Source organism: Paraburkholderia monticola (assembly GCF_001580545.1).
GTDB classification, from domain to species: domain Bacteria; phylum Pseudomonadota; class Gammaproteobacteria; order Burkholderiales; family Burkholderiaceae; genus Paraburkholderia; species Paraburkholderia monticola.
Map to the genome: position 1 here is coordinate 95,279 of NZ_LRBG01000002.1, position 20,833 is coordinate 116,111.

The 20,833-nt window shown below is 65.7% G+C and carries 13 protein-coding genes; 6 read left to right on the forward strand and 7 right to left on the reverse strand.

Annotated elements, in window-relative coordinates; genetic code table 11:
- Positions 1 to 179: 179 nt before the first annotated feature.
- From aroG to CI15_RS02570, 4 genes are all read right to left on the reverse strand, one after another.
- A complete protein-coding gene (gene aroG / locus CI15_RS02555) occupies positions 180 to 1,253 on the reverse strand; it encodes a 3-deoxy-7-phosphoheptulonate synthase AroG (protein ID WP_062124068.1) in 1,074 nt (357 codons plus the stop codon).
- A gap of 387 nt (positions 1,254 to 1,640) precedes the next feature.
- Positions 1,641 to 3,107 (reverse strand): metalloprotease TldD, encoded by a 1,467-nt coding sequence (gene tldD, locus CI15_RS02560; RefSeq protein ID WP_062124070.1) that lies wholly within the window; start codon positions 3,105 to 3,107, stop codon positions 1,641 to 1,643.
- An 87-nt stretch (positions 3,108 to 3,194) separates the two neighbouring features.
- Complete coding sequence (locus CI15_RS02565) at positions 3,195 to 4,058, reverse strand: carbon-nitrogen hydrolase family protein (protein ID WP_062124072.1); 864 nt, start codon at positions 4,056 to 4,058, stop codon at positions 3,195 to 3,197.
- A gap of 209 nt (positions 4,059 to 4,267) precedes the next feature.
- Positions 4,268 to 8,500, reverse strand: coding sequence for a YhdP family phospholipid transporter (locus CI15_RS02570; protein ID WP_062124074.1), 4,233 nt, complete (start codon positions 8,498 to 8,500; stop codon positions 4,268 to 4,270).
- Between the two features lie 264 nt (positions 8,501 to 8,764).
- Between CI15_RS02570 and glnE the strand changes: the two genes are divergently transcribed.
- A complete protein-coding gene (gene glnE, locus CI15_RS02575) occupies positions 8,765 to 11,560 on the forward strand; it encodes a bifunctional [glutamate--ammonia ligase]-adenylyl-L-tyrosine phosphorylase/[glutamate--ammonia-ligase] adenylyltransferase (protein WP_062124077.1) in 2,796 nt (931 codons plus the stop codon).
- Between the two features lie 103 nt (positions 11,561 to 11,663).
- On the opposite strand, the gene recN is transcribed toward glnE, so the two are convergent.
- Together recN and CI15_RS02585 are read right to left on the reverse strand one after the other, a co-directional pair.
- Positions 11,664 to 13,334, reverse strand: coding sequence for a DNA repair protein RecN (gene recN, locus CI15_RS02580; RefSeq protein WP_062124079.1), 1,671 nt, complete (start codon positions 13,332 to 13,334; stop codon positions 11,664 to 11,666).
- A gap of 56 nt (positions 13,335 to 13,390) precedes the next feature.
- Positions 13,391 to 14,305, reverse strand: coding sequence for an NAD kinase (locus CI15_RS02585; RefSeq protein WP_062124081.1), 915 nt, complete (start codon positions 14,303 to 14,305; stop codon positions 13,391 to 13,393).
- Between the two features lie 210 nt (positions 14,306 to 14,515).
- Here CI15_RS02585 and hrcA point away from each other — a divergent pair, with 210 nt between their 5' ends.
- The 3 genes from hrcA to CI15_RS02600 all read left to right on the forward strand — a co-directional run bounded on the left by hrcA (position 14,516) and on the right by CI15_RS02600 (position 17,203).
- Positions 14,516 to 15,535: a heat-inducible transcriptional repressor HrcA gene (gene hrcA, locus CI15_RS02590; RefSeq protein WP_062124083.1), complete on the forward strand. Its 1,020-nt coding sequence runs from the start codon at positions 14,516 to 14,518 to the stop codon at positions 15,533 to 15,535.
- Between the two features lie 181 nt (positions 15,536 to 15,716).
- On the forward strand, positions 15,717 to 16,787 hold the full coding sequence (gene hemH, locus CI15_RS02595) for a ferrochelatase (RefSeq protein ID WP_062124085.1): 1,071 nt from the start codon (positions 15,717 to 15,719) through the stop codon (positions 16,785 to 16,787).
- A gap of 8 nt (positions 16,788 to 16,795) precedes the next feature.
- Positions 16,796 to 17,203: an RNA-binding S4 domain-containing protein gene (locus CI15_RS02600; RefSeq protein ID WP_062124086.1), complete on the forward strand. Its 408-nt coding sequence runs from the start codon at positions 16,796 to 16,798 to the stop codon at positions 17,201 to 17,203.
- On the opposite strand, the gene CI15_RS37220 is transcribed toward CI15_RS02600, so the two are convergent.
- Positions 17,175 to 17,336, reverse strand: coding sequence for a hypothetical protein (locus CI15_RS37220; RefSeq protein WP_162842037.1), 162 nt, complete (start codon positions 17,334 to 17,336; stop codon positions 17,175 to 17,177). The two genes, CI15_RS02600 and CI15_RS37220, sit on opposite strands and share 29 nt — an antisense overlap.
- Before the next feature lie 374 nt (positions 17,337 to 17,710).
- Here CI15_RS37220 and grpE point away from each other — a divergent pair, with 374 nt between their 5' ends.
- Entirely contained in the window at positions 17,711 to 18,298 is a 588-nt protein-coding gene (grpE, locus tag CI15_RS02605; RefSeq protein ID WP_062124088.1) for a nucleotide exchange factor GrpE, read from the forward strand.
- 320 nt (positions 18,299 to 18,618) lie between these two features.
- A complete protein-coding gene (gene dnaK / locus CI15_RS02610) occupies positions 18,619 to 20,568 on the forward strand; it encodes a molecular chaperone DnaK (RefSeq protein ID WP_062124091.1) in 1,950 nt (649 codons plus the stop codon).
- Positions 20,569 to 20,833 lie beyond the last annotated feature (265 nt).

Consider the following 20,833-nt stretch of genomic DNA (forward strand, 5'->3'; position numbering starts at 1 on the left):
ATTCTCCAGCCCGGTCAAGTCATGCATGCGACCAGGCAACGAGCTATGACGATATCGAGGTGGCCGGCTGAGTACCATTCGTCCGAATGGCCAATCAAATAAAAAAACCCGGTTCGAAATTGAACCGGGTTTTTCCACGGACTACTGAGCAGTCGTCGCAGTGGCGCTAGCCCAGGTGTTCAGTTACCGCTGCCACGCGCGATGCGGCGCTGCCTGACCGCTTCGGCGAGGCCTTCGAGCACGGCGACGCTTTCGTCCCAGCCGATGCACGCATCGGTAATGCTCTGCCCGTACGTGAGCTCGCGGCCTTCCTGCAGGTCCTGGCGCCCCGCGACGAGGTGCGACTCCACCATCACGCCGACGATCCGCTCGTCACCCGTGGCGATCTGACGGCCGATATCCGCGCACACCGGAATCTGGTTCTCGTGCTTCTTCGAACTGTTCGCATGGCTCGCGTCGATCATCAGACGCGCGGCGAGACCCGCCTTGCCGATATCGGCGCAGGCCGCGTTGACGCTGTCGGCGTCGTAGTTCGGCGTCTTGCCGCCGCGCAGTATCACGTGGCAGTCCTCGTTGCCCGCGGTCGATACGATCGCCGAGTGCCCCCCCTTCGTGACCGACAGGAAATGATGCGGCTGCGAGGCGGCCTTGATCGCGTCGACGGCGATCTTCACGTTGCCGTCCGTGCCGTTCTTGAAGCCCACCGGACACGACAGTCCCGAAGCCAGTTCACGATGCACCTGCGATTCGGTCGTGCGCGCGCCGATCGCCCCCCACGAGATCAGATCGGCGATGTACTGCGGACTGATCATGTCGAGGTACTCGGTGCCGGCCGGCAGGCCGAGTTCGTTGATGCGCAAGAGCAACTCGCGCGCGGTGCGCAGACCTTCGTTGATCTTGAAGCTGTTGTCCATGTGCGGGTCGTTGATGAGGCCTTTCCAGCCCACCGTCGTGCGCGGCTTTTCGAAGTACACCCGCATGACGACTTCGAGCTCGCCGGCGAAGCGCTTGCGCTGCTCGATCAGTCGCCCCGCGTATTCGATCGCGGCCTTCGGATCGTGAATCGAGCACGGGCCGATCACGACGATCAGACGATCGTCCATGCCGTGCAGAATGCGGTGCATCGCGGTGCGCGAGTCGTAGATCACATTCGACACCGTCTCGTCGCAGGCAAATTCGCGGATCAGGTGAGCGGGCGGCGTGAGTTCCTTCAATTCGCGGATGCGGACATCGTCGGTGTTGTGCGGGGGCATGGGGTTCTCCTGAATCGGTTCGTAGCGTGTTCGCCGGCAGCGATGCCAGAGCGGACGACGATCAAATAATGGTCAACGACAAAATGTCAGCCAGGTGTCGAAAAGCGTGAGACGAAAAAAAACCGCCAGGCTAGCTGGCGGTTTTTCGGGAATTCTTGGTGTCCTGCGTGCACTAACACCCCTCTCGATCCGCCAGCGGTCTGAGATACCAAAAAAAGTAAAAATAAAATTTGGCGGACATGGCGAATTAAATGCGTCGCTGGTCAAAAAAGGGTGAGTGACTTTATAACCCGGTACAGGCTCGGCTGACAAGCTGGGACGTCGAAAAATGCGGAAAACCCGCATGCTTCGCGCGTTGCGTGCGCGAAGCATGCATGCACTGCGAAATCAGGCCGTTCCGCCAACCGTCATGCGTTCGATGCGCAGCGTCGGCTGACCGACACCCACCGGCACGCTTTGGCCTTCCTTGCCGCACACGCCGACGCCCGAATCGAGCTTCATGTCGTTGCCGATCATCGTGACGTACTTCAGCGATTCCGGGCCGCTGCCGATCAGCGTCGCGCCCTTGACCGGATACGTGATCTTGCCGTTCTCGATCATGTACGCCTCGGAGGCCGAGAACACGAACTTGCCGTTCGTGATGTCGACCTGGCCGCCGCCGAAGTTCACCGCATACAGGCCGTTCTTCACGGATTCGAGAATCTCCTGCGGATCCTTGTCGCCGTTCAGCATGTACGTGTTGGTCATGCGCGGCATCGGCAGCGCGGCGTAGGATTCGCGCCGTGCGTTGCCGGTGACCGGCATCTTCATCAGGCGCGCGTTCAGCGTATCCTGGATGTAACCCTTCAGGATGCCGTCCTCGATCAACGTCGTGCACTGGGTGGGGTTGCCTTCGTCGTCGATGTTGAGCGAGCCGCGGCGGTTCGGCAGCGTGCCGTCGTCGACCACGGTGACGCCCTTCGCGGCGACCTGCTCGCCGATGCGTCCCGCGAACGCCGACGACCCCTTGCGGTTGAAGTCGCCTTCGAGCCCGTGGCCGATCGCCTCGTGCAACAGCACGCCGGGCCAGCCCGGGCCGAGCACCACGGTCATCGCGCCGGCCGGCGCCGGACGCGCGTCGAGGTTGACGAGCGCCGCGTGCACCGCGTCGTCGACGTAGCGCGACAGCACTTCGTCGGTGAAATAGCCGTAGTCGAAGCGCCCGCCGCCGCCGCCGCTGCCGATTTCGCGGCGGCCATTCTGCTCGGCGATCACCGTGACCGATACGCGCACGAGCGGCCGGATGTCGGCCGCGAAGCCGCCGTCGCTGCGCGCGACCAGCACCACGTCGTATTCGCCGGCGAGGCCCGCCATCACCTGCTGGATGCGCGGATCGCGGCCGCGCGCCATCTGCTCGATGCGCTCGAGCAGCTTGACCTTGGCGGTTGCGTCGAGCGAATGCAGCGGGTCCGACGGCAGATACAGATCACGCCCGGCGATGCCGGTGAGCGAGGACGCCACCTTGATCTTCTGCTTGCCGCCGCCCGCCTTGGCGATCGCGCGCGTGGCGATGGCCGCCTGGCGAATCGCTTCCGGCGAGAGGTCGTCCGAGTAGGCGAACGCGGTGCGGTCGCCCGACACGGCGCGCACGCCGACGCCCTGATCGATGCTGAAGCTGCCCGACTTCACGATGCCTTCTTCGAGACTCCACGCTTCGCTGCGGGTGGCCTGGAAGTACAGGTCCGCGTAGTCGACGCGGTGCGTGAAGATTTCAGCGAGCGTGCGCGTGAGCAACGACTCGTCGAGACCATAGGGCGTGAGGAGGATGTCCTTGGCGGCGGCGAGATTACGGATACCGGGTTCGATGATGTTCATGCGAAGTATGTTCTGCTCGATACGAAGGGGTCGGGGAGCGCCTGCGTCTCTATATGCATGTCAGGCGCCGCAGTTTCAATGTCGGTTTCAGGTCAGCACGCGATGACGCCATGCCGGCAGACTCTGCCGCACTTCGTCGATGCGCGCGCGTTCGAGGTTGCCCGCGACCACGCCGGCGCCCTCGTCGCGCACCGCGACGATCTCGCCCCACGGGTCGATCAGCATGCTGTGGCCCCAGGTGCGGCGGCCGTTTTCATGTTTGCCGCCTTGCGCCGCGGCGAGCACGTAACACTGGTTTTCGACCGCGCGGGCACGCAGCAGCAGCTCCCAATGCGCACGGCCGGTCGTATAGGTGAACGCCGATGGCACCACGATCAGCGCGCAGTCGCCCATGCGCCGGTACAGCTCGGGAAAGCGCAGATCGTAGCAGACTGACAGGCCGACCCGGCCGAATGGCGCGTCGAAGCCTTGCACCGCGGTGCCGGGGCGGATCGTGCGCGCTTCGTCGAACGATTCTTCGCCTTTTTCGAAATTGAACAGATGGATCTTGTCGTAGCGCGCGGCTTCGTTGCCGTGCGGATCGAACACGAGCGTCGTGTTCAGCACCCGCGACGCCTCCGGCGCGATGATCGGCAGCGTGCCGCCGATCACCCAGATCTGGTGGCGGCGCGCGGCGTCGGCGAGAAAGCGCTGGATCGGACCGTCCTGATACGGCTCGCGCACTGCGAGCTTGTCGGTGTCCTTGAAGCCCATGAAGCAGAAGTATTCGGGTAGCAGCACCAGTTGCGCGCCGTCGGCGGCGGCTTCGGCGATCAGGCGTTCTGCGTCGGCGAGATTGCGTTCGCGATCCGGTGTGCTGACCATCTGCAACGCGGCGACCCGGAAGGGGCCGGCACCAGGGTCACCGGATGTGGGGGCCAACGCGGATGAAGTGACGTGTGTTTCGCTCATGAGCGTGTGAAAAGACTCCCGGCGGGGCGGCGGTGCGGGATGCGCGCACCGCCCGCATGGTTCTCGGCTGGCTGCGCCGCTGTCGACGCACTGGGTTGGCGCGGCTTCCTCGCTGGCGACGTGGTTCGGGAACACGACGTCGCACAATGCGAGCCGATTCTGACGGACCTTCGGGGCAGGGCCGCCAAGGCCCATCGAACCGGCAAAACTCAGTGCGCTTCCACGGCCGAAGCCGGAGCGTCCATCTTACCCCCTTCAGCCTGCACCCGCTCAATGTGCGGTTTCGTCCAGGAGCCCGTGATCGCGTACTCGCGCGCGAACACCTGTGACACCCCATGCGAGAACGCGACATCGGCGATCAGCGCGCCGAGGCCGATCAACGGATTCACGATCGTCGCGGCGATCACCGCCGAGCCCGCGCTGATGGTCGGCACCACGTGCAGATGCAGGTCCTGGGTTTTCTGCGCGATGTCGACCGTGCCCACCATCTCGGCACGCGCGGGCGCGGTCACCATCCTGAAGTTGTCGGTGCGGGCGATGCCGTCATGAATCTGCGCGCTCCCGGTCACGCTCGAGAAGGGCAGGCCTTCGCCGATCACGTCACGGAAATTGAGCGTGGCGATGCGCGCGAGGCTTTGCAGGCTCAGCACGCCGAGCAGCGTCGCGACCCCCGGTTCGACCTTGAGGATCTGGCCATGGCGCAGATCGAGCGCGACGTTGCCGTTCAGGGTCGAATAGTCGATCGTGGTCGGGCCACCTTGCCACACCGCCTTGCCCGAAATTGAGCCGCTGCCGCTCTTGAGCGTCTTTGGCAGGCCGAAGCGCTCGAGCATCGCGCCGGCATCCTTGATGTCGAGCTTGAAATCGAACACGGTGCGACGCGGGGTGGCTTCCTCGGCCGAGGCGGGCAGCTCGGTCGACGTGCGCCAGTTCGCGGTGGCCGTGAGGGTCGCGGTGGGATTCGTCACGTCGAGCTTGTCGAGCTGCCAGACCGGCACGCCGTTCTCGTCGTAGTTGTGCGCGTCGACCTCGAGCCGGCCGACGTTGCGATCGCGCACGATCAGCTCGTTCACCACCAGATCGATCGACGGCATGTTCAGCGCGGGCGCCTGCATCGCCGGGCCGAGCAGGTCCTTGTCCTCGACCGACGGAATCACGACGCGCGCAAAGCGCGCTTCCAGTTCGCCCGGCGATTCGCGGGTCGCGCCCGGCAGCCACGACACGTGACCGGACACCTGGTTCGACGCGATGTTCGCCTGCCAGGTGCGGTCGATGTGCGACGCGCCGACGATCACGTTGTCCCAGTGGCGCTTGAGCAGCGTCAGCTTGTCGATGTGCACCGCGAAGCGATTCGGCAGGAATTGCGTGAGCGTGGGATTCGGCGCGGCGGCGGGGGCAGCCGTGCCGCTCGTGGCGGCGGAACTGCTCGCGCCATTGGCCTCGGCCGCGCCTGCACGCAGTTGCGCGGCGAGCGCGCGCCAGGCGTCGGCGTTGAACTCCTTGATGTCGACCGCCGCAACCACACCCTCGGACGGCAGATCGGCCGGCCGGTTCACGCCGATCGCGCCGCGTACGACGGTCGGTGGCGTATTCGGCTGCACCTTCGGCTGATAGCGCAGCAGATACGCGGCAGCGACCGGCCCGAACGTCAGGTCGGCGCGCTCGAGGCCGGCCTCGCCCGGCGCCCTCGACGGATTGACCGAGAAGTGCAGCGGCAACGCCTTGCCGGCCGGCTTGCTGAACGGCGCCGGAAAGTCGAGGCCGAGCCCGGTCAGATCGGAATCGGCGCTGACTTCCGGCAGGCGGCCCTTCGCGCCAGTGACGCTCAGCGCGTAAGGCGCGCTGCCGCTCATATGCGCGAGCACCTGGGCGGCCGGCCCGTGCAGCCTCAGCTCGCGCGCGGCATCGACGGCGATATGGCCGTCGAGCGCGAGCGCGTAGGTGCCGTCCTGCCGCAAGCCGCCGTTCGCATGCACGTCGCCGCCGAGGAAGCGCCCGGAAAGCCGGTCGACCTCGGCCGTGTGCTCGGTGAAGCGCACCCGGCCGTTCAGCTGCGACAGCGGCGGCACGTTATTCACGCTCAAGCGGTTGTTCTGGAAGCCGAGCGCGCCTTCCACGCCGATATGCGGCTTTGGCGTACGGGGGATCGTCAGCTTCAGCGCGAGTGACGCAGGCCCTTCGGCGCGGATCTTCTCGGTCTGATGCCGAGCCATGATCCCGAGCGAGCTGCCGTTCACGTAATCGAGCATGTCGGCGAGCGGGCCGCGGCCGTTGCCCTGGATCGTCAGGTTCGAGCCTTTCGTGCCGAGGTCGTCGATGCGGCCGTTCACGCCGGTCAGCACGACCCGCTCGTAGCGCCCACGGTCGATGTCGAAGCGCAGCAGGTTCTGCTTGAGCTCGAACACGCCGTCGATGCCGTCGAACGGCGGCCAAACGTTTGGCGTGCCGTTGCGCATGTTGCGCGGCGGGAAAGGCGTCGGATCGAACTTGCCGCCGGTGAACGGCGCGACGATGTGGAAGACGCCGGCGTCGGGGTCGCGCGCATAGGGGAATTTGGTCAGGTCGCCGTGCACTTCGATCGTACCGCCGCGCGACACGCCGGCCTGCAACCCGTGGCCCAGGTACACGCGCAGCTTCTCGCTGATCGCGGTCGGCAGGTAGCGGGCGATGCGCGTCACCTGCGCGCGCTTGAAGTCGGCCTTCAGGTCGAGCGAGCCGCGGCCGTGGCCGGGATTGCTGTAGCTCGCGGTCGCGGTCGCCTCGACGTCGGGGTTCGATACGCCGAAATCGCTGAGCTTGACCGCGAACGCCGGACGGGTGTCGCCCGGTGCCTTCGCGCCCATCGTCCACTCGGCGCGGCCGTGTAGACGGGCAATCGTGAGGCGAGGGTCGTCGAACACGCCTGGCAGCGTGATCGCCACGTTGGACGTGTCGAGATTCGCGTGGCCGCCCTTTTCGTCGGCGTCGACGTTGCCCCACAGGTTTTCGATGCCGGGAACGCCGGCGCGCGGGTGGCCACGTGGTGTCAGACCCGGCCCCGGCTCCTGGGCGGCGAAGCTGATGCCCTGCAGATCGCCCTTGAAGCGATATCGCTCGATCGGCTCCGCGCCGGTCGGTCGGCGGTCGGCGCCGAACTCGCCGGATTCCGGCTTGCCGCGTTCGACCTCGATCAGGTAGTTCGCGACGAGCCCGCGCGGATTGATGCGCACGAGTTCGTTCAGAAAGTGCCGCGGCAGGGGCAGCGCGCGGCTGAATTCCGCGAGGATGCCGAGATCGACCCGATCACCGCTGATGCTCAAGAGCTGCCCGTGCTGCTGCGACGCGGTCCGGTAGCGGCTGTCGAGGGTCTGGAAGCGCAGGATGCGCGTGAGCGGCGTGCCGTCTTCGAGCGGCGGCTGGCCGAGTTCGGCGCGCAGGTCCGTCAGTTGCAGCGTGTAGTCGCCTTCGCCCGCCTGCACGCGCCAGGTGAAATGGGCGATCGGCACGAGCAGCTTCGGCTGGGTCGGCCGCACGCGCAGCGCGACGTCGTTGCCGTTCAACTGGCCGCCAGCCTGGGTCATGCGGCCTTCGGCGAAGTCGATCCAGATGGCGTTGTCGATGCGGCCGGCGAACGCCTCGATCGGGAAGTTGACGTAGCGCGCGAGCGTCGGCAGATCGACTGGGCCCGTCGACATGTACACCTGGCCGGTCCAGTTGATCGGCTTGCCGATCGCGGAGAGCGGCGTGTGGCGAAAGCGCGTGCGGAAATCGAGCGGGCCCTTCAACACCTGGCCGTCGGGCGGTGCCTGGAGCGCCATGCGGTGGTCGTGGCCGTCGTTGAGGATCGCGATGCGGATGTCGCGCAGCGCGAGTTCCGGCGCTGTGTGCGTCGCGTCGCGCCAGCGCAGCACGCCGCCGCGCACGACGATCGCCTGCTGGCGCAACAGCCAGGTGGACAGCGTGTCGTTGCCGCTGTGGCGCGTCGGCACCGGCACGCCCGCGACCGACATGACGCCGTCCTCGCTGCGCGACACCAGCACGTCCGGTTGATCGACGATCAGGCTCGACAGCGCGGGGTGAAATTCCCACAGGGAGCGCCAGGATACCGTCGCGGTGGCGTGCGGAATCGTCAGCGCGGGTTGGCCGTCGCGATCGCGAATGACGAGGTTGGTGACGTCGACGCCGGGCTGGAAGCCGCTCCAGTGCGGCGCGAGCCGGCCAATTGTGAACTGGGTGCGCAGCTTGTCGGACACCGCGGCTTCGATGCGCGGCCGGAAGCTGTCGATGCGCGGCAGCACCACATAGCGCAAGCCCAGAAACAGTCCCGTCGCGATGAAATAGAGGACGAGCGCGAACGTGGCGAGCACGCGCAAGGTCCGACGCAACACGATGTGGTCGCTTCCGCTCACATGCCGGACCTGCGACGTGGATTGCGGGTCGGCGGATTCGTTTCGCTCGGGCATGCTGCGGCGGCTGGGCGTATGGTAGTTTTGCGAATTAACGACGAAATGTAACACACGGGAAAGCGTCGGCGGACTTCCGGCAAACCCTGTCCGCACGCCGCGCCGCGGCCCTTGACGGGGTCGGGCGAGGCTTTCCGGCACGGCCTTCGGCGCGCTGGTCGCCGTGTGCCGATTGCGCAACAAAACGACACGACAACGACCCCGGGGACATCGCCAGATACCGCCGGACAAATTCGATCAAGCAACGAGCGAGCCAGACTTTTGATGACTGACGCCACTCTTTTGAGTTCCACCTATTCACACTACGCCGCTCGCGCCGTCGCGGCGCGTCCGCAACTCGTCGCGCATGTCAGCGCGTTGGCCGACGAACCGCTGACGCGCGAGCGCATCGAAGCGCGTCTCGACGCACTGTGCGCCGAGGCGGCTGGCCCAGCCGGCGCACCGGTCAATGAAGATGCGCTGAAGCGCGCGCTGCGCCGGCTGCGCACCGAAGTGTTCTGCGCGGTGATGGAGCGAGACCTGGCCGGCGAAGCCGACATCGCCGAAGTCACCGGCGCGATGACCGATCTCGCGGAAACGACGATCCAGCGCGCGTTGACGGTGCTCTCCGCCGAACTCGAAGCGCTCTATGGCGAGCCGCGCGGCCCGCAGGGCGAACGGCTCACGCTCGGCGTGGTCGGCATGGGCAAGCTGGGCGGCCGCGAGCTGAACGTGTCGTCGGATATCGACCTGATCTTTGTCTACGAGGACGACGGCGAGACCGCCGGCGGCCAGCGTGCGCCGCTCGCGACCCAGGAGTTCTTTGCGCGCCTCGGCAAGCGGCTGATCGGCGCGCTCGCCGAAGTCACCGCCGACGGCTACGTTTTTCGCGTCGATATGCGTCTGCGGCCGAACGGCGATTCGGGGCCGCTCGTGTGCAGCCTCGGCATGCTCGAAGAGTATTTCTACGTGCAGGGCCGCGAGTGGGAGCGCTACGCGTGGATCAAGGGCCGGCTCGTGTCCGAGGGCGCGAGCGCTTCGGCGCAACGGCTGCACAAGCAGCTCGATGCGATCGTCACGCCGTTCGTCTATCGACGCTATCTGGACTTCGGCGTCATTAGCGCGATTCGCGCGCTGCATCTGCAGATTCGCCAGGAGGCGCAGCGCCGCGCGTCGATGAGGCCCGACAAGGCCGACGACATCAAGCTCGGCCGTGGCGGCATCCGCGAGATCGAATTCAGCGCGCAGGTGTTTCAACTGATCCGCGGCGGCCAGGACGCCGGTTTTCGCGTGCGGCCGACGCTCGCCGTGCTGCGCCACGCGGCCACGCACGGGCTGATGGACCCGTCGGTGTGCGTGAAGCTGTCGCTGGCTTATCGCTTTTTGCGCGAGCTCGAACATCGTCTGCAATACCGCAACGACGCGCAGACCCACGCGATGCCGGTCGACCCCGAAGACCGCGTGGCGCTCGCGCGCGCGATGGGCTGCGACGACTATCCGCAGTTGATGACGAAGCTCGATGCGCATCGCGAGTTCGTCGAACAGCAGTTCGACCAGATTTTCGCCGACAAGGTGGGCGGCCGCGACGGCTGCGCGGCACCCGAGGATGGCGCCGCCGCGTGGGTGTGGAGCAGCGCGCTCGCCGACGATAGCGCCGACGACGCGCTGCGCGCGCGGCTCGTCGAACTGGGTGTGGCCGCGCCGAACGAACTGCTCGTGCGGCTGCAGGCGGTGTGGCGTTCGTCGCGCTACATGGGCCTGAACGAGCGCAGCCGGCAGCGTTTCGACATCGTCGCGCAGCGCGCGCTCGAAGCCGCGCGCACGCTGGAGCCGGCCGGGCGGCGTGGCGATACGGTCGCGCGCTTTTTCGATCTGCTCGAAGCGGTGAGCCGGCGCGGCGCCTATCTGGCGCTGCTGACCGAATATCCGCAAGCGCTGCATCAGGTGCTGTCGGTGCTAGGCGGCTCGCGCTGGGCGGCAGGCTATCTGATCCGCCATCCGCAGCTGCTCGATGAATTGCTCGACGGCGACGCGATCAACAGCCCGTTCGACTGGCCCGAATTCAAGCGCACGTTGCGCCGGCGGCTCGCGGCCGCCGACGGCGTCGAGCAGCAGATGGATCTGTTGCGCCACGCGCATCAGGCCGAGGTGTTTCGCATTCTGCTGATCGATCTTGCCGGCAAGCTCTCCGTCGAGCACGTCAGCGACCGGCTGTCCGAACTCGCCGACGCGGTGCTCGACGTGACGCTCGAAGCCGTCTGGAACCAGTTGGCGAAGCGTCACCGCGACGCGCCGCGCTTCGCGGTGATCGCCTACGGCAAGCTCGGCGGCAAGGAGCTCGGCTACGCGTCGGATCTCGACCTGATCTTCCTCTACGACGACCCCGACGATGCCGCCGCCGACGTCTACGCGACCTACACGCGGCGCCTGATCACGTGGCTCACGACCGCGACCGGTGCCGGCACGCTGTTCGACATCGATCTGCGGCTGCGGCCGAATGGCGAGTCGGGCCTGCTCGTCACCGACCTCGATGCGTTTCGCCGCTACCAGCTGCGCGAGGGCGACGCGGCGAACACCGCGTGGGTGTGGGAGCACCAGGCGCTGACGCGGGCGCGCTACTGCGCGGGCGATCCGGAGATCGGCGCGAAGTTCGAGGCGATCCGCGAACAGGTGCTGACGACGCCGCGCGAAGCGCCGCCGCTCGCGAAGGAGATCGTCGAGATGCGCGCGCGCGTCGAGGCGGGCCACCCGAACCATACGCCGGACCTGTTCGACCTGAAGCACGACCGCGGCGGCATGGTCGATATCGAGTTCACCGTGCAGTACTGGGTACTGCTGCATGCGGCGCGCGATCCCGAGCTGATCCGCAATACCGGCAATATCGCGCTGTTGCGCGAGGTGTCGCGGTTCGGGCTGATGAGCGAGGCCGAAGCGGAGACGGTCGGCGCGGCGTATCGGCGCTATCGCAAGCTGCAGCACACGCTGCGGCTCGACGGGATGGAGAAGGCGCGGGTCGAACCCGCGCTGGTCGCGACCGAGCGCGAGGCGGTGCTGGCGTTGTGGAAGAGGGTGTTCGGGTGAGGGCGCCGACCTTCGCGTAGTGCATCCTGCGTGGCCGGGATCAGTGCGAGGTCCCGGCCAACCCGAAGCAGTTGACATGCCGTGGCCGACGCACGGCACCAACTCAGGCGGCCAGCATTTCCTTCGCGTGCTTGCGCGTGGTCGCCGTGATTTCGAGGCCGCCGAGCATCCGCGCGACTTCCTCGATACGGCTCGCCTTGTCGAGCGAGGTCACGCTGCTGAGCGTGCCGCCCTGGCCGTTGCCGGTCTTCGCGACCTGAAAATGATGATCGCCGCGCGCGGCGACCTGCGGCAGATGGGTCACGCACAACACCTGGCGCGCCTCGCCGAGCTGATGCAGCAGCCGCCCGACCACTTCGGCCACACCACCGCCGATGCCGGTGTCCACTTCGTCGAAGATCAGCGTCGGTGTTGGGCTGGCCGCGCTCGCGATGACCGCCAGCGCGAGACTGATCCGCGCGAGTTCGCCGCCTGAGGCGACCTTCGCAAGCGGCCGCAGCGGCACGCCGGCGTGACCGGCGACACGAAACTCGATCTGCTCGAGCCCATGCGCGCCGCCTTCGGGCAGCGGCACCAGCGCGACTTCGAAGCTGCCGCCTTTCATCGACAGTTCCTGCATGCCAGTCGTAACCGCCTCGCCGAGCGCCTTGCCCGCTTTCGCGCGCGCTTTCGAGAGCTTTTTCGCCTCCGCGATGAACACTTCCTTCGCTTGCGCTTCGGCGGCGCGCAGCGCGTCGAGGTCGGCGGCCGCGTCGAGCGCCGCCAGTTGCTTGCGGCGCGCTTCGTGTTCTTCAGGCAGTGTCTCGGGTTGGAGGCGGAATTTGCGCGCCGTCGAATGCAGCGCGTCGAGGCGCTTTTCGACCTGCGCGAGCCGCTCCGGATCGAGCTCGAGTTTCTGCGCGTAATGGCTCAGCGAGTACGCGGCCTCCTGCAACTGGATTTCGGCCGGTTCGAGCGCGGCGAGCACGTCGTTCAGCGCCGGGTCGATCTCAGCGAGGTCGCGCACCTTCGACACGATCGAGCCGAGCTGCGTGATCATCGCCTCGTCCGATTCGGACAGCGCGCCGAGCGCACCCTGCACGCCGTCGATCAGATTCGCCGAATGCGACAGCCGCCGATGCTCGGTGTTGACCTCTTCCCATTCGCCCGGCTGCGGCGCGAGCTTGTCGAGCTCGGTGAGCTGCCACGCGAGTCGCTCGCGCTCGAGTTGCAGCTCGCGATCGCGCGTCTGCGCGTGCTCGACCGCCTGCGCTTTGTCGCGCCACGCGCGCCATGCGCGCGTCACCGCGGCGGCCATGTCTGACAGACCCGCGTGCGTGTCGAACAGTTCGCGCTGCGCGTCCGGGCGCATCAGCAACTGATGCGCGTGCTGACCATGAATGTCGACGAGCATTTCGCCGACTTCGCGCAGCTGCGCGAGCGTGGCCGCCGTACCGTTGATGAACGCGCGCGAGCGGCCGTTCGCGTCGACCACCCGTCGCAGCATCACGGTGCCGCCGTGCTGGCTGTCGTCGTCAGTCGCGCCGAGCGCCTGCGCGTCGAGCCACTCGTCGACCTGCGCGTGGGTTTCGAACTCCGCGGTGATGTCGGCGCGGCTCTCGCCGGTACGCACGACGCTCGCCTCGGCACGTGCGCCGAGCGCGAGCGCGAGGGCGTCGATCAGGATCGACTTGCCGGCGCCGGTTTCGCCCGAGAAAACGGTAAAGCCGCTGTCGAATTCGAGGTCGAGCGCGGCGACGATGACGAAGTCGCGTATCGAGAGATGGCGAAGCATGGAGGTCGTCGGGATGAGCTTGGGGTTCGGGTGGCGGCCGCGGCGGCGTGTGCGCCTCAAGGAGCCGCTTGCGGCTTCTGGTCTTCTTCGTGCGACGGGTACTCGTGCCAGTGCAGCTTCTTGCGCAACGTCGCGTAATAGCTGTAGCCGACCGGATGCAGCATCGGCACCGTGTGACGCGAACGACGCACCTCGATCGTGTCGCCAAGTTCCAGCGACGTGAACGACTGCATGTCGAAATTGACGTTCACTTCGCGCCCGGAAACGATCTGGATGCTGACCTTCGACTCGTCCGGCAGCACGATCGGCCGGTTCGACAGCGCATGCGGCGCGATCGGTACCAGCACGAAGCCCTGCAGTTGCGGATGCAGGATCGGCCCCTGCGACGACAGCGCGTACGCGGTCGAGCCGGTCGGCGTCGCGACGATCAGGCCGTCCGAGCGCTGGTTGTACATGAAGCGGCCGTCGACCGACACGCGCAACTCCGCCATGCCCGAGAAGCCGCTACGGTTGACCACCACGTCGTTGAACGCGAGCGCGTGATAGATCGGCGTGCCGTCGCGCACGATGCGCGCTTCCAGCAGCACGCGCTCCTCGCGCTCGAAATTGCCGGAGAGCATTTGCGGCACGATCTCGAGCATGTCGGAGATCGGGATGTCGGTGATGAAGCCGAGCCGCCCGTGGTTGATGCCGATCAAAGGCGTGCGATACGGCGCCAACTGGCGGCCGAAGCCGAGCATCGTGCCGTCGCCGCCGAGCACCACGGCGACGTCGGCGCGCGCGCCGATTTCGGCGGCGCGCAGCGCCGGGTAGTCGGTTACGCCGATTTCGGCCGCGGTGTCGGCTTCGAACACGACTTCGAGGCCGAGCTTCGCGATGACCTCGGCGAGCGCGAGGAGCGGCTCGCCGATGCCCGGCGTATTGCTGCGCCCGACGAGCGCGACGGTCTTGAACTGGCTGGTCACTTGCATGCCGGCATTACACCATAGGTAGGGCCTGAAAAGAACCGCAGACCGACCCGGGAGCGGGCCGGCGCACGCGGGGCGTCTGCGCATGCCGTGATTATCGTTAGAATGGTGAAGACCCGATGACATGCGAGCCGGCTGACGGCGATCCATGCGACGGGAGCGGGCGCCGCGGGCGCTCCCGGCTGCGGTGCCACTGAGCTAAAATTTTTCGTCATGCTAGATCCTCGCGCACAAACCCTCCTCAAGACGCTGATTGAGCGCTACATCGCCGAAGGTCAGCCGGTCGGCTCGCGCACCCTGTCACGTTATTCGGGCCTCGAACTCAGTCCGGCCACGATCCGCAACGTGATGTCCGACCTCGAGGATCTGGGGCTCGTGATCAGTCCGCATACGTCGGCGGGGCGCATTCCGACGCCGCGTGGCTACCGCCTGTTCGTCGACACGATGCTGACGGTCGAATCCGCCGCGGACGAGGAAGCGGTGATGCGCACCGTCAAGACCACGCTGCAGGCGGGCGAGCCGCAGAAAATCGTCGCCGCGGCGGCGAGCGTGCTGTCCAACCTGTCGCAGTTCGCCGGCGTCGTGCTCACACCGCGCCGCAGCCACGTGTTCAAGCAGATTGAATTCATGCGTCTGTCCGACAAGCGCATTCTGCTGATCATCGTGACGCCCGAAGGCGACGTGCAGAACCGCATCCTCGCGACCCAGCGCGACTTTTCGCCGTCGCAGCTGGTGGAAGCCTCCAATTACATCAACGCGCACTTCGCGGGCCTGTCGTTCGACGAAGTGCGCCGCCGCCTGCGCGGGGAAATCGACGAGCTGCGCGGCGACATGACCTCGCTGATGCACGCGGCCGTCACCGCGAGCACCGACGAATCCGACACCGGCGAGACCGTGCTGATCTCGGGCGAGCGCAATCTGCTCGAAGTCGCCGATCTTTCGTCGGACATGGCGCGCCTGCGCAAGCTGTTCGATGTCTTCGACCAGAAGACCAGCCTGCTCCAGTTGCTCGACGTGTCGAGTCACGCGGCGGGTGTGCAGATTTTCATCGGCGGCGAATCGACTCTGGTGCCGATCGAGGAAATGAGCGTCGTCACCGCGCCGTACGAGGTAAACGGCAAGATCGTCGGCACGCTCGGCGTGATCGGGCCGACCCGCATGGCCTACAACCGCGTGATTCCGATCGTCGACATCACCGCGCGGCTGCTGTCCATGACGCTCAGCCAGCAGTAGTCCTCTCGCCGCGCGGCGCTGCCGTCATCGCAGCCCGTGCCGGTCATGATGCGCGAACCCGCGGCGTCTGCCAATCGTCCGAATGGCCAGGGGTGTCTGGCGGCGCCAGGCAGAACCCGCGCCGCTATAATGAATCTCCACTGAATCGACTCGCCGCGTAAAGCGGTGAATTCTGCTGCCTATGCGCTTCGATCTCGAGCGGCCTTCACAGAACGCTGCGTCGCATCGCGTCGCCGTGTTGCTGATCAATCTCGGCACGCCCGACGCGCCGACGCCGCGCGCGGTGTCCCGCTATCTCGCGCAGTTCCTGTCCGACCCGCGCGTAGTCGAAATTCCAGCGTTGCTGTGGCAGCTCATTTTGCGTCTGCTGATCCTGCCGATTCGCAGCCGCAGCTCCGCGAAGAAGTATGCGGCGGTCTGGATGCCGGAGGGCTCGCCGCTGCGCGTGCATACCGAAAAGCAGGTGGAGGGGTTGCGCCACCTGTTGCAACTGAACGACTACACGGTGCTGGTCGACTACGCGATGCGCTATGGCACACCCGGCATTCCGGCGATGCTCAATCAGCTGAAGCTCGCGGGCGCCGAGCGCGTGCTGCTGATGCCGATGTATCCGCAGTATTCGTCGTCGACCACCGCAACCGCTTTCGACGAAGCCTTTTCCGCGCTCAAGCGCATGCGCAATCAGCCGGAGATTCGCACGGTGCGTCAATACGCCGATCACCCGGCGTATATCGCGGCGCTCGCCGCGCAGGTGCATCACTACTGGCATCTGCATGGCCGCCCCGACTTCGCGGCAGGCGACAAGCTCGTGCTCAGTTTCCACGGGGTGCCCAAGCGCACCCTCGACCTGGGCGATCCGTACCACGAGCAATGCCAGCAGACCGGCGCGCTGCTGATGCAGGCGCTCGATCTCACGCCGGTGGAATGCCGCATCACGTTCCAGTCGCGCTTTGGCAAGGCCGAATGGCTGCAACCCTACACGGCACCGACGCTGAAGGAACTCGGCGCGGCAGGCGTGCGACGTGCTGACGTGTTTTGTCCGGGCTTCACCGCCGACTGCCTCGAAACGATCGAGGAAATCGGCATGGAAGTGCGCGGCGAATTTCTGCAGGCGGGAGGCAAGGAGTTTCACCGGATCGCCTGTCTGAACGCGTCGCAACCCTGGGTTGCCGCGCTCGGCGAAATCGTCGCGCAGAACCTGCAGGGCTGGCCGGTGCAGGCGGCGCCTGTGCCGCACACCACGGGAGCTTGAATACGCAGATGAACTACCGCATCTCAACCGAACCGGGCGCGAAGCTGCGCATCGATAAATGGCTGTGGGCCGCCCGCTTTTTCAAGACGCGGTCGCTGGCGGCGGACGCGGTCGAGAAGGGGCGCGTGCGCATCGGCGGCGCGGCCGTGAAGCCGGCGAAGGACGTGCGTGTCGGCGATCTCGTCGAAATCGAGATCGAGCGGTTCGTGTGGCAGGTGGAAGTGCTGGGCGTGTGCGACGTACGTGGCCCGGCGAGCGTCGCGCAGACGCTTTATGTGGAAACCGAGGAGAGCAAGGCGAAGCGGCGGGTCGAGCAGGAGCGGCGCAAGGTGTACCACGAGCCGGCCGCCGCGCTGCACGGGCGACCGACCAAACGCGACCGGCGCACTATCGACAGATTTTCAGGTGGGGATTGAAAAACTGCTCCATCGTGGCGTGAACGCCGCCGTACTCGGTGGTGTGGTCGTTGACCGCACCGGACATGCAGATGGTCGTGGTGCCCGCGATCAGTACCAGTGCGACCACCCCGATTGCAAAGGTCAGTTTCACGGTACTCCCCTTGGGAAGGTGGTGGGCTGAGACAGGCTATCGGTACAACTGTCAGGCTTCGGTAAGGCTTACGTTAAATTAGGGTTAACGTGGCGTTTCCGCTCCATGACTGGAGAATAGGTCAGTTGCGAGCCGCACTCAATCCCTATCTGATTGCGCCAGGATAATGGTTGTTACGGCGCGTTTCGCCTGCACACCGGTGGTGCGAAAAAACCCGCTGAGCCGCTTGAAACGGCTTTTTCAGGCCCCATCTGGGGTCCGGACTGGCGGCTCGGCGCGAAGACGCGTGTCGCGATCTGGCAACGCACGGATCGCCGCGCGTCGAAGCGGCTTTCACCGCCTTTGGCTTTTACTTTTTTACGACTTTCAGCGACATGGAAAACACGCAAGAGAACCCGACGAGCCAGAATCCCACGCCCGCCGACGAAGCCGCGCGCCAGGCCGCCGAGGCCGCTGGGGCCGCTGCTCAGCAGCAGGACACCGGCGCCACCACTGAACCGGCCCAGGCTGCCGGCGAGCAGGCGCTGGCCGACGCTCAGGCGAAGATCGCCGATTTGCAGGAAAGCTTCCTGCGCGCGAAGGCCGAAACCGAAAACGTGCGCCGTCGCGCTCAGGAAGACGTCGCCAAGGCGCACAAGTTTGCGATCGAGAGCTTCGCCGAGCATCTGCTGCCGGTGGTCGACAGTCTCGAGGCGGCCGTTGCCCATTCGTCCGACGACCTGCAGAAGGTCCGCGAAGGCGTCGAGCTGACGCTGCGTCAGTTGAGCGGCGCGCTCGAGAAGGGCCGGGTCGTGGCCATCAATCCGGTCGGCGAAAAGTTCGACCCGCATCGCCATCAGGCCATTTCGATGGTGCCGGCCGACCAGGAGCCGAATACCGTCGTCGCGGTGCTGCAAAAGGGTTTCGTGATCGCGGATCGGGTGCTGCGTCCCGCGCTCGTGACCGTCGCGGCGCCGAAGTAAGCACGGCGAGGCGCTGCTCGGGCGTTTGCTCCCTCGCGCCTGCAACGTTGCTTCGTGTCGCAAAAAATCCAGTCGATTCAGGCACTTCCGGCGCGCCGCGCCGGGGCGCCATGCAGGCTGACGGAGCGGGCTCGCAGCGAAGATTCAGGAGCCCGCCCCATGATTGAAAAAAATTAAAGACCGCATCGCAAAAGAGGTCTTGAAAACGATGTGGCCGCACTTATTTTGAGTGCAGGTATGAATTGAGAGCGGATCGTCCCGCCGCCAGATGGGCCAACCGGGCGCTTTCCGCAGCGATCAAAGTCAGGAGATTTGTAAAAATGGGCAAAATCATCGGCATCGACCTCGGCACGACCAACTCGTGCGTGGCGATCATGGAAGGCAACTCGGTCAAGGTGATCGAGAACTCGGAAGGCGCGCGCACCACGCCGTCGATCATCGCGTACATGGAAGACAACGAGATCCTCGTTGGCGCGCCTGCGAAGCGTCAGTCGGTCACGAACCCGCGCAACACGCTGTTCGCGGTCAAGCGCCTGATCGGCCGCCGCTTCGAAGAGAAGGAAGTGCAGAAGGACATCGGCCTGATGCCCTACAAGATCATGAAGGCCGACAACGGTGACGCATGGATCGAAGTGCGCGACCAGAAGCTCGCGCCGCCGCAGATCTCCGCCGAAGTGCTGCGCAAGATGAAGAAGACCGCTGAGGACTACCTCGGCGAGACCGTCACGGAAGCCGTGATCACGGTGCCCGCGTACTTCAACGACAGCCAGCGTCAGGCCACCAAGGATGCAGGCCGCATCGCCGGTCTGGAAGTCAAGCGGATCATCAACGAACCGACCGCGGCCGCATTGGCATTCGGGCTGGACAAGGCTGAAAAGGGCGACCGCAAGATCGCCGTGTTCGACCTCGGCGGCGGCACGTTCGACATCTCGATCATCGAAATCGCGGACGTCGACGGTGAAATGCAGTTCGAAGTGCTGTCCACGAACGGCGATACGTTCCTCGGCGGTGAAGACTTCGACCAGCGCATCATCGATTACATCATCGGCGAGTTCAAGAAGGAGCAGGGCGTCGATCTGTCGAAGGACGTGCTCGCGCTACAGCGCCTGAAGGAATCGGCTGAAAAGGCCAAGATCGAGCTGTCGTCGAGCCAGCAGACCGAAATCAACCTGCCGTACATCACGGCCGACGCATCGGGTCCGAAGCACCTGAACCTGAAAATTACGCGTGCGAAGCTCGAAGCGCTGGTTGAAGAACTGATCGCACGTACGATCGAGCCGTGCCGCGTGGCCATCAAGGACGCAGGCGTGAAGGTCGGCGAAATCGACGACGTGATCCTGGTCGGCGGTATGACCCGTATGCCGAAGGTGCAGGAAAAGGTGAAGGAGTTCTTCGGCAAGGACCCGCGCCGTGACGTGAACCCGGACGAAGCCGTGGCCGTCGGTGCCGCGATCCAGGGCCAGGTTCTGTCGGGCGACCGCAAGGACGTGCTGCTGCTCGACGTGACCCCGCTGTCGCTCGGCATCGAAACGCTCGGCGGCGTGATGACGAAGATGATCAACAAGAACACCACGATCCCGACCAAGCACGCGCAGGTCTACTCGACGGCTGACGACAATCAGAGCGCCGTGACGATCAAGGTGTTCCAGGGCGAACGCGAAATGGCAGCGGGCAACAAGCTGCTCGGCGAGTTCAACCTCGAAGGCATTCCGCCGGCACCGCGCGGCGTGCCGCAGATCGAAGTGAGCTTCGACATCGACGCGAACGGCATTCTGCACGTCGGCGCGAAGGACAAGGCGACCGGCAAGGAAAACCGCATCACGATCAAGGCGAACTCGGGTCTGTCCGAAGCCGAAATCGAGAAGATGGTGAAGGACGCCGAAGCGAACGCGGAAGAAGATCACAAGCTGCGTGAGCTGGCCGACGCCCGCAACCAGGGTGACGCGCTCGTCCACAGCACGAAGAAGGCGCTGACCGAGTACGGCGACAAGCTCGAAGCCGGCGAGAAGGACAAGATCGAGGCCGCGTTGAAGGACCTCGAAGAGGCGCTGAAGAGCAGCGCGAGCGACAAGGCTGCGATCGAAGCGAAGATCGAAGCGGTGGCCACGGCCTCGCAGAAGATGGGCGAGAAGATGTACGCCGATATGCAGGCTGCGCAAGGTGCCGAAGCGGCAGCGGGCGCGGCGGGTGGTGCCGGTGCATCGGCGGGCGCGAGCCAGCAGGCCGACGACGTGGTCGACGCTGAGTTCAAGGAAGTCAAGAAAGACTAAAGCCAGGTCGGCATCCGACCGTAAAGCCGTGCGCAGCGATGTGCACGGCCCGGCTGCACGAGAAGGGCGTCCTTGGGACGCCCGAAGTGCAAGAGCGGTTTTCGCGCCTGGTGAGCCCTTTGGGCTCTCCGGGCACGTTCGTTTTATGGAGGGCGTTGTTTTGAACCGTGGGCAAGCGCGGCGCAGACAGCGGCCGGACGAGTCGTGAGACTCCACAGCATTCACAAGGAGCTACCGCGTCGCTTTGCGCGGCGGCGTTGAACCG

Bases quoted from the DNA above. Each gene is read 5' to 3' on its own strand.
- aroG (WP_062124068.1), bottom strand. From the start codon at position 1,253: ATGCCCCCGCACAACACCGACGATGTCCGCATCCGCGAATTGAAGGAA.
- tldD (WP_062124070.1), bottom strand. From the start codon at position 3,107: ATGAACATCATCGAACCCGGTATCCGTAATCTCGCCGCCGCCAAGGAC.
- CI15_RS02565 (WP_062124072.1), bottom strand. From the start codon at position 4,058: ATGAGCGAAACACACGTCACTTCATCCGCGTTGGCCCCCACATCCGGT.
- CI15_RS02570 (WP_062124074.1), bottom strand. From the start codon at position 8,500: ATGCCCGAGCGAAACGAATCCGCCGACCCGCAATCCACGTCGCAGGTC.
- glnE (WP_062124077.1), top strand. From the start codon at position 8,765: ATGACTGACGCCACTCTTTTGAGTTCCACCTATTCACACTACGCCGCT.
- recN (WP_062124079.1), bottom strand. From the start codon at position 13,334: ATGCTTCGCCATCTCTCGATACGCGACTTCGTCATCGTCGCCGCGCTC.
- CI15_RS02585 (WP_062124081.1), bottom strand. From the start codon at position 14,305: ATGCAAGTGACCAGCCAGTTCAAGACCGTCGCGCTCGTCGGGCGCAGC.
- hrcA (WP_062124083.1), top strand. From the start codon at position 14,516: ATGCTAGATCCTCGCGCACAAACCCTCCTCAAGACGCTGATTGAGCGC.
- hemH (WP_062124085.1), top strand. From the start codon at position 15,717: ATGCGCTTCGATCTCGAGCGGCCTTCACAGAACGCTGCGTCGCATCGC.
- CI15_RS02600 (WP_062124086.1), top strand. From the start codon at position 16,796: ATGAACTACCGCATCTCAACCGAACCGGGCGCGAAGCTGCGCATCGAT.
- grpE (WP_062124088.1), top strand. From the start codon at position 17,711: ATGGAAAACACGCAAGAGAACCCGACGAGCCAGAATCCCACGCCCGCC.
- dnaK (WP_062124091.1), top strand. From the start codon at position 18,619: ATGGGCAAAATCATCGGCATCGACCTCGGCACGACCAACTCGTGCGTG.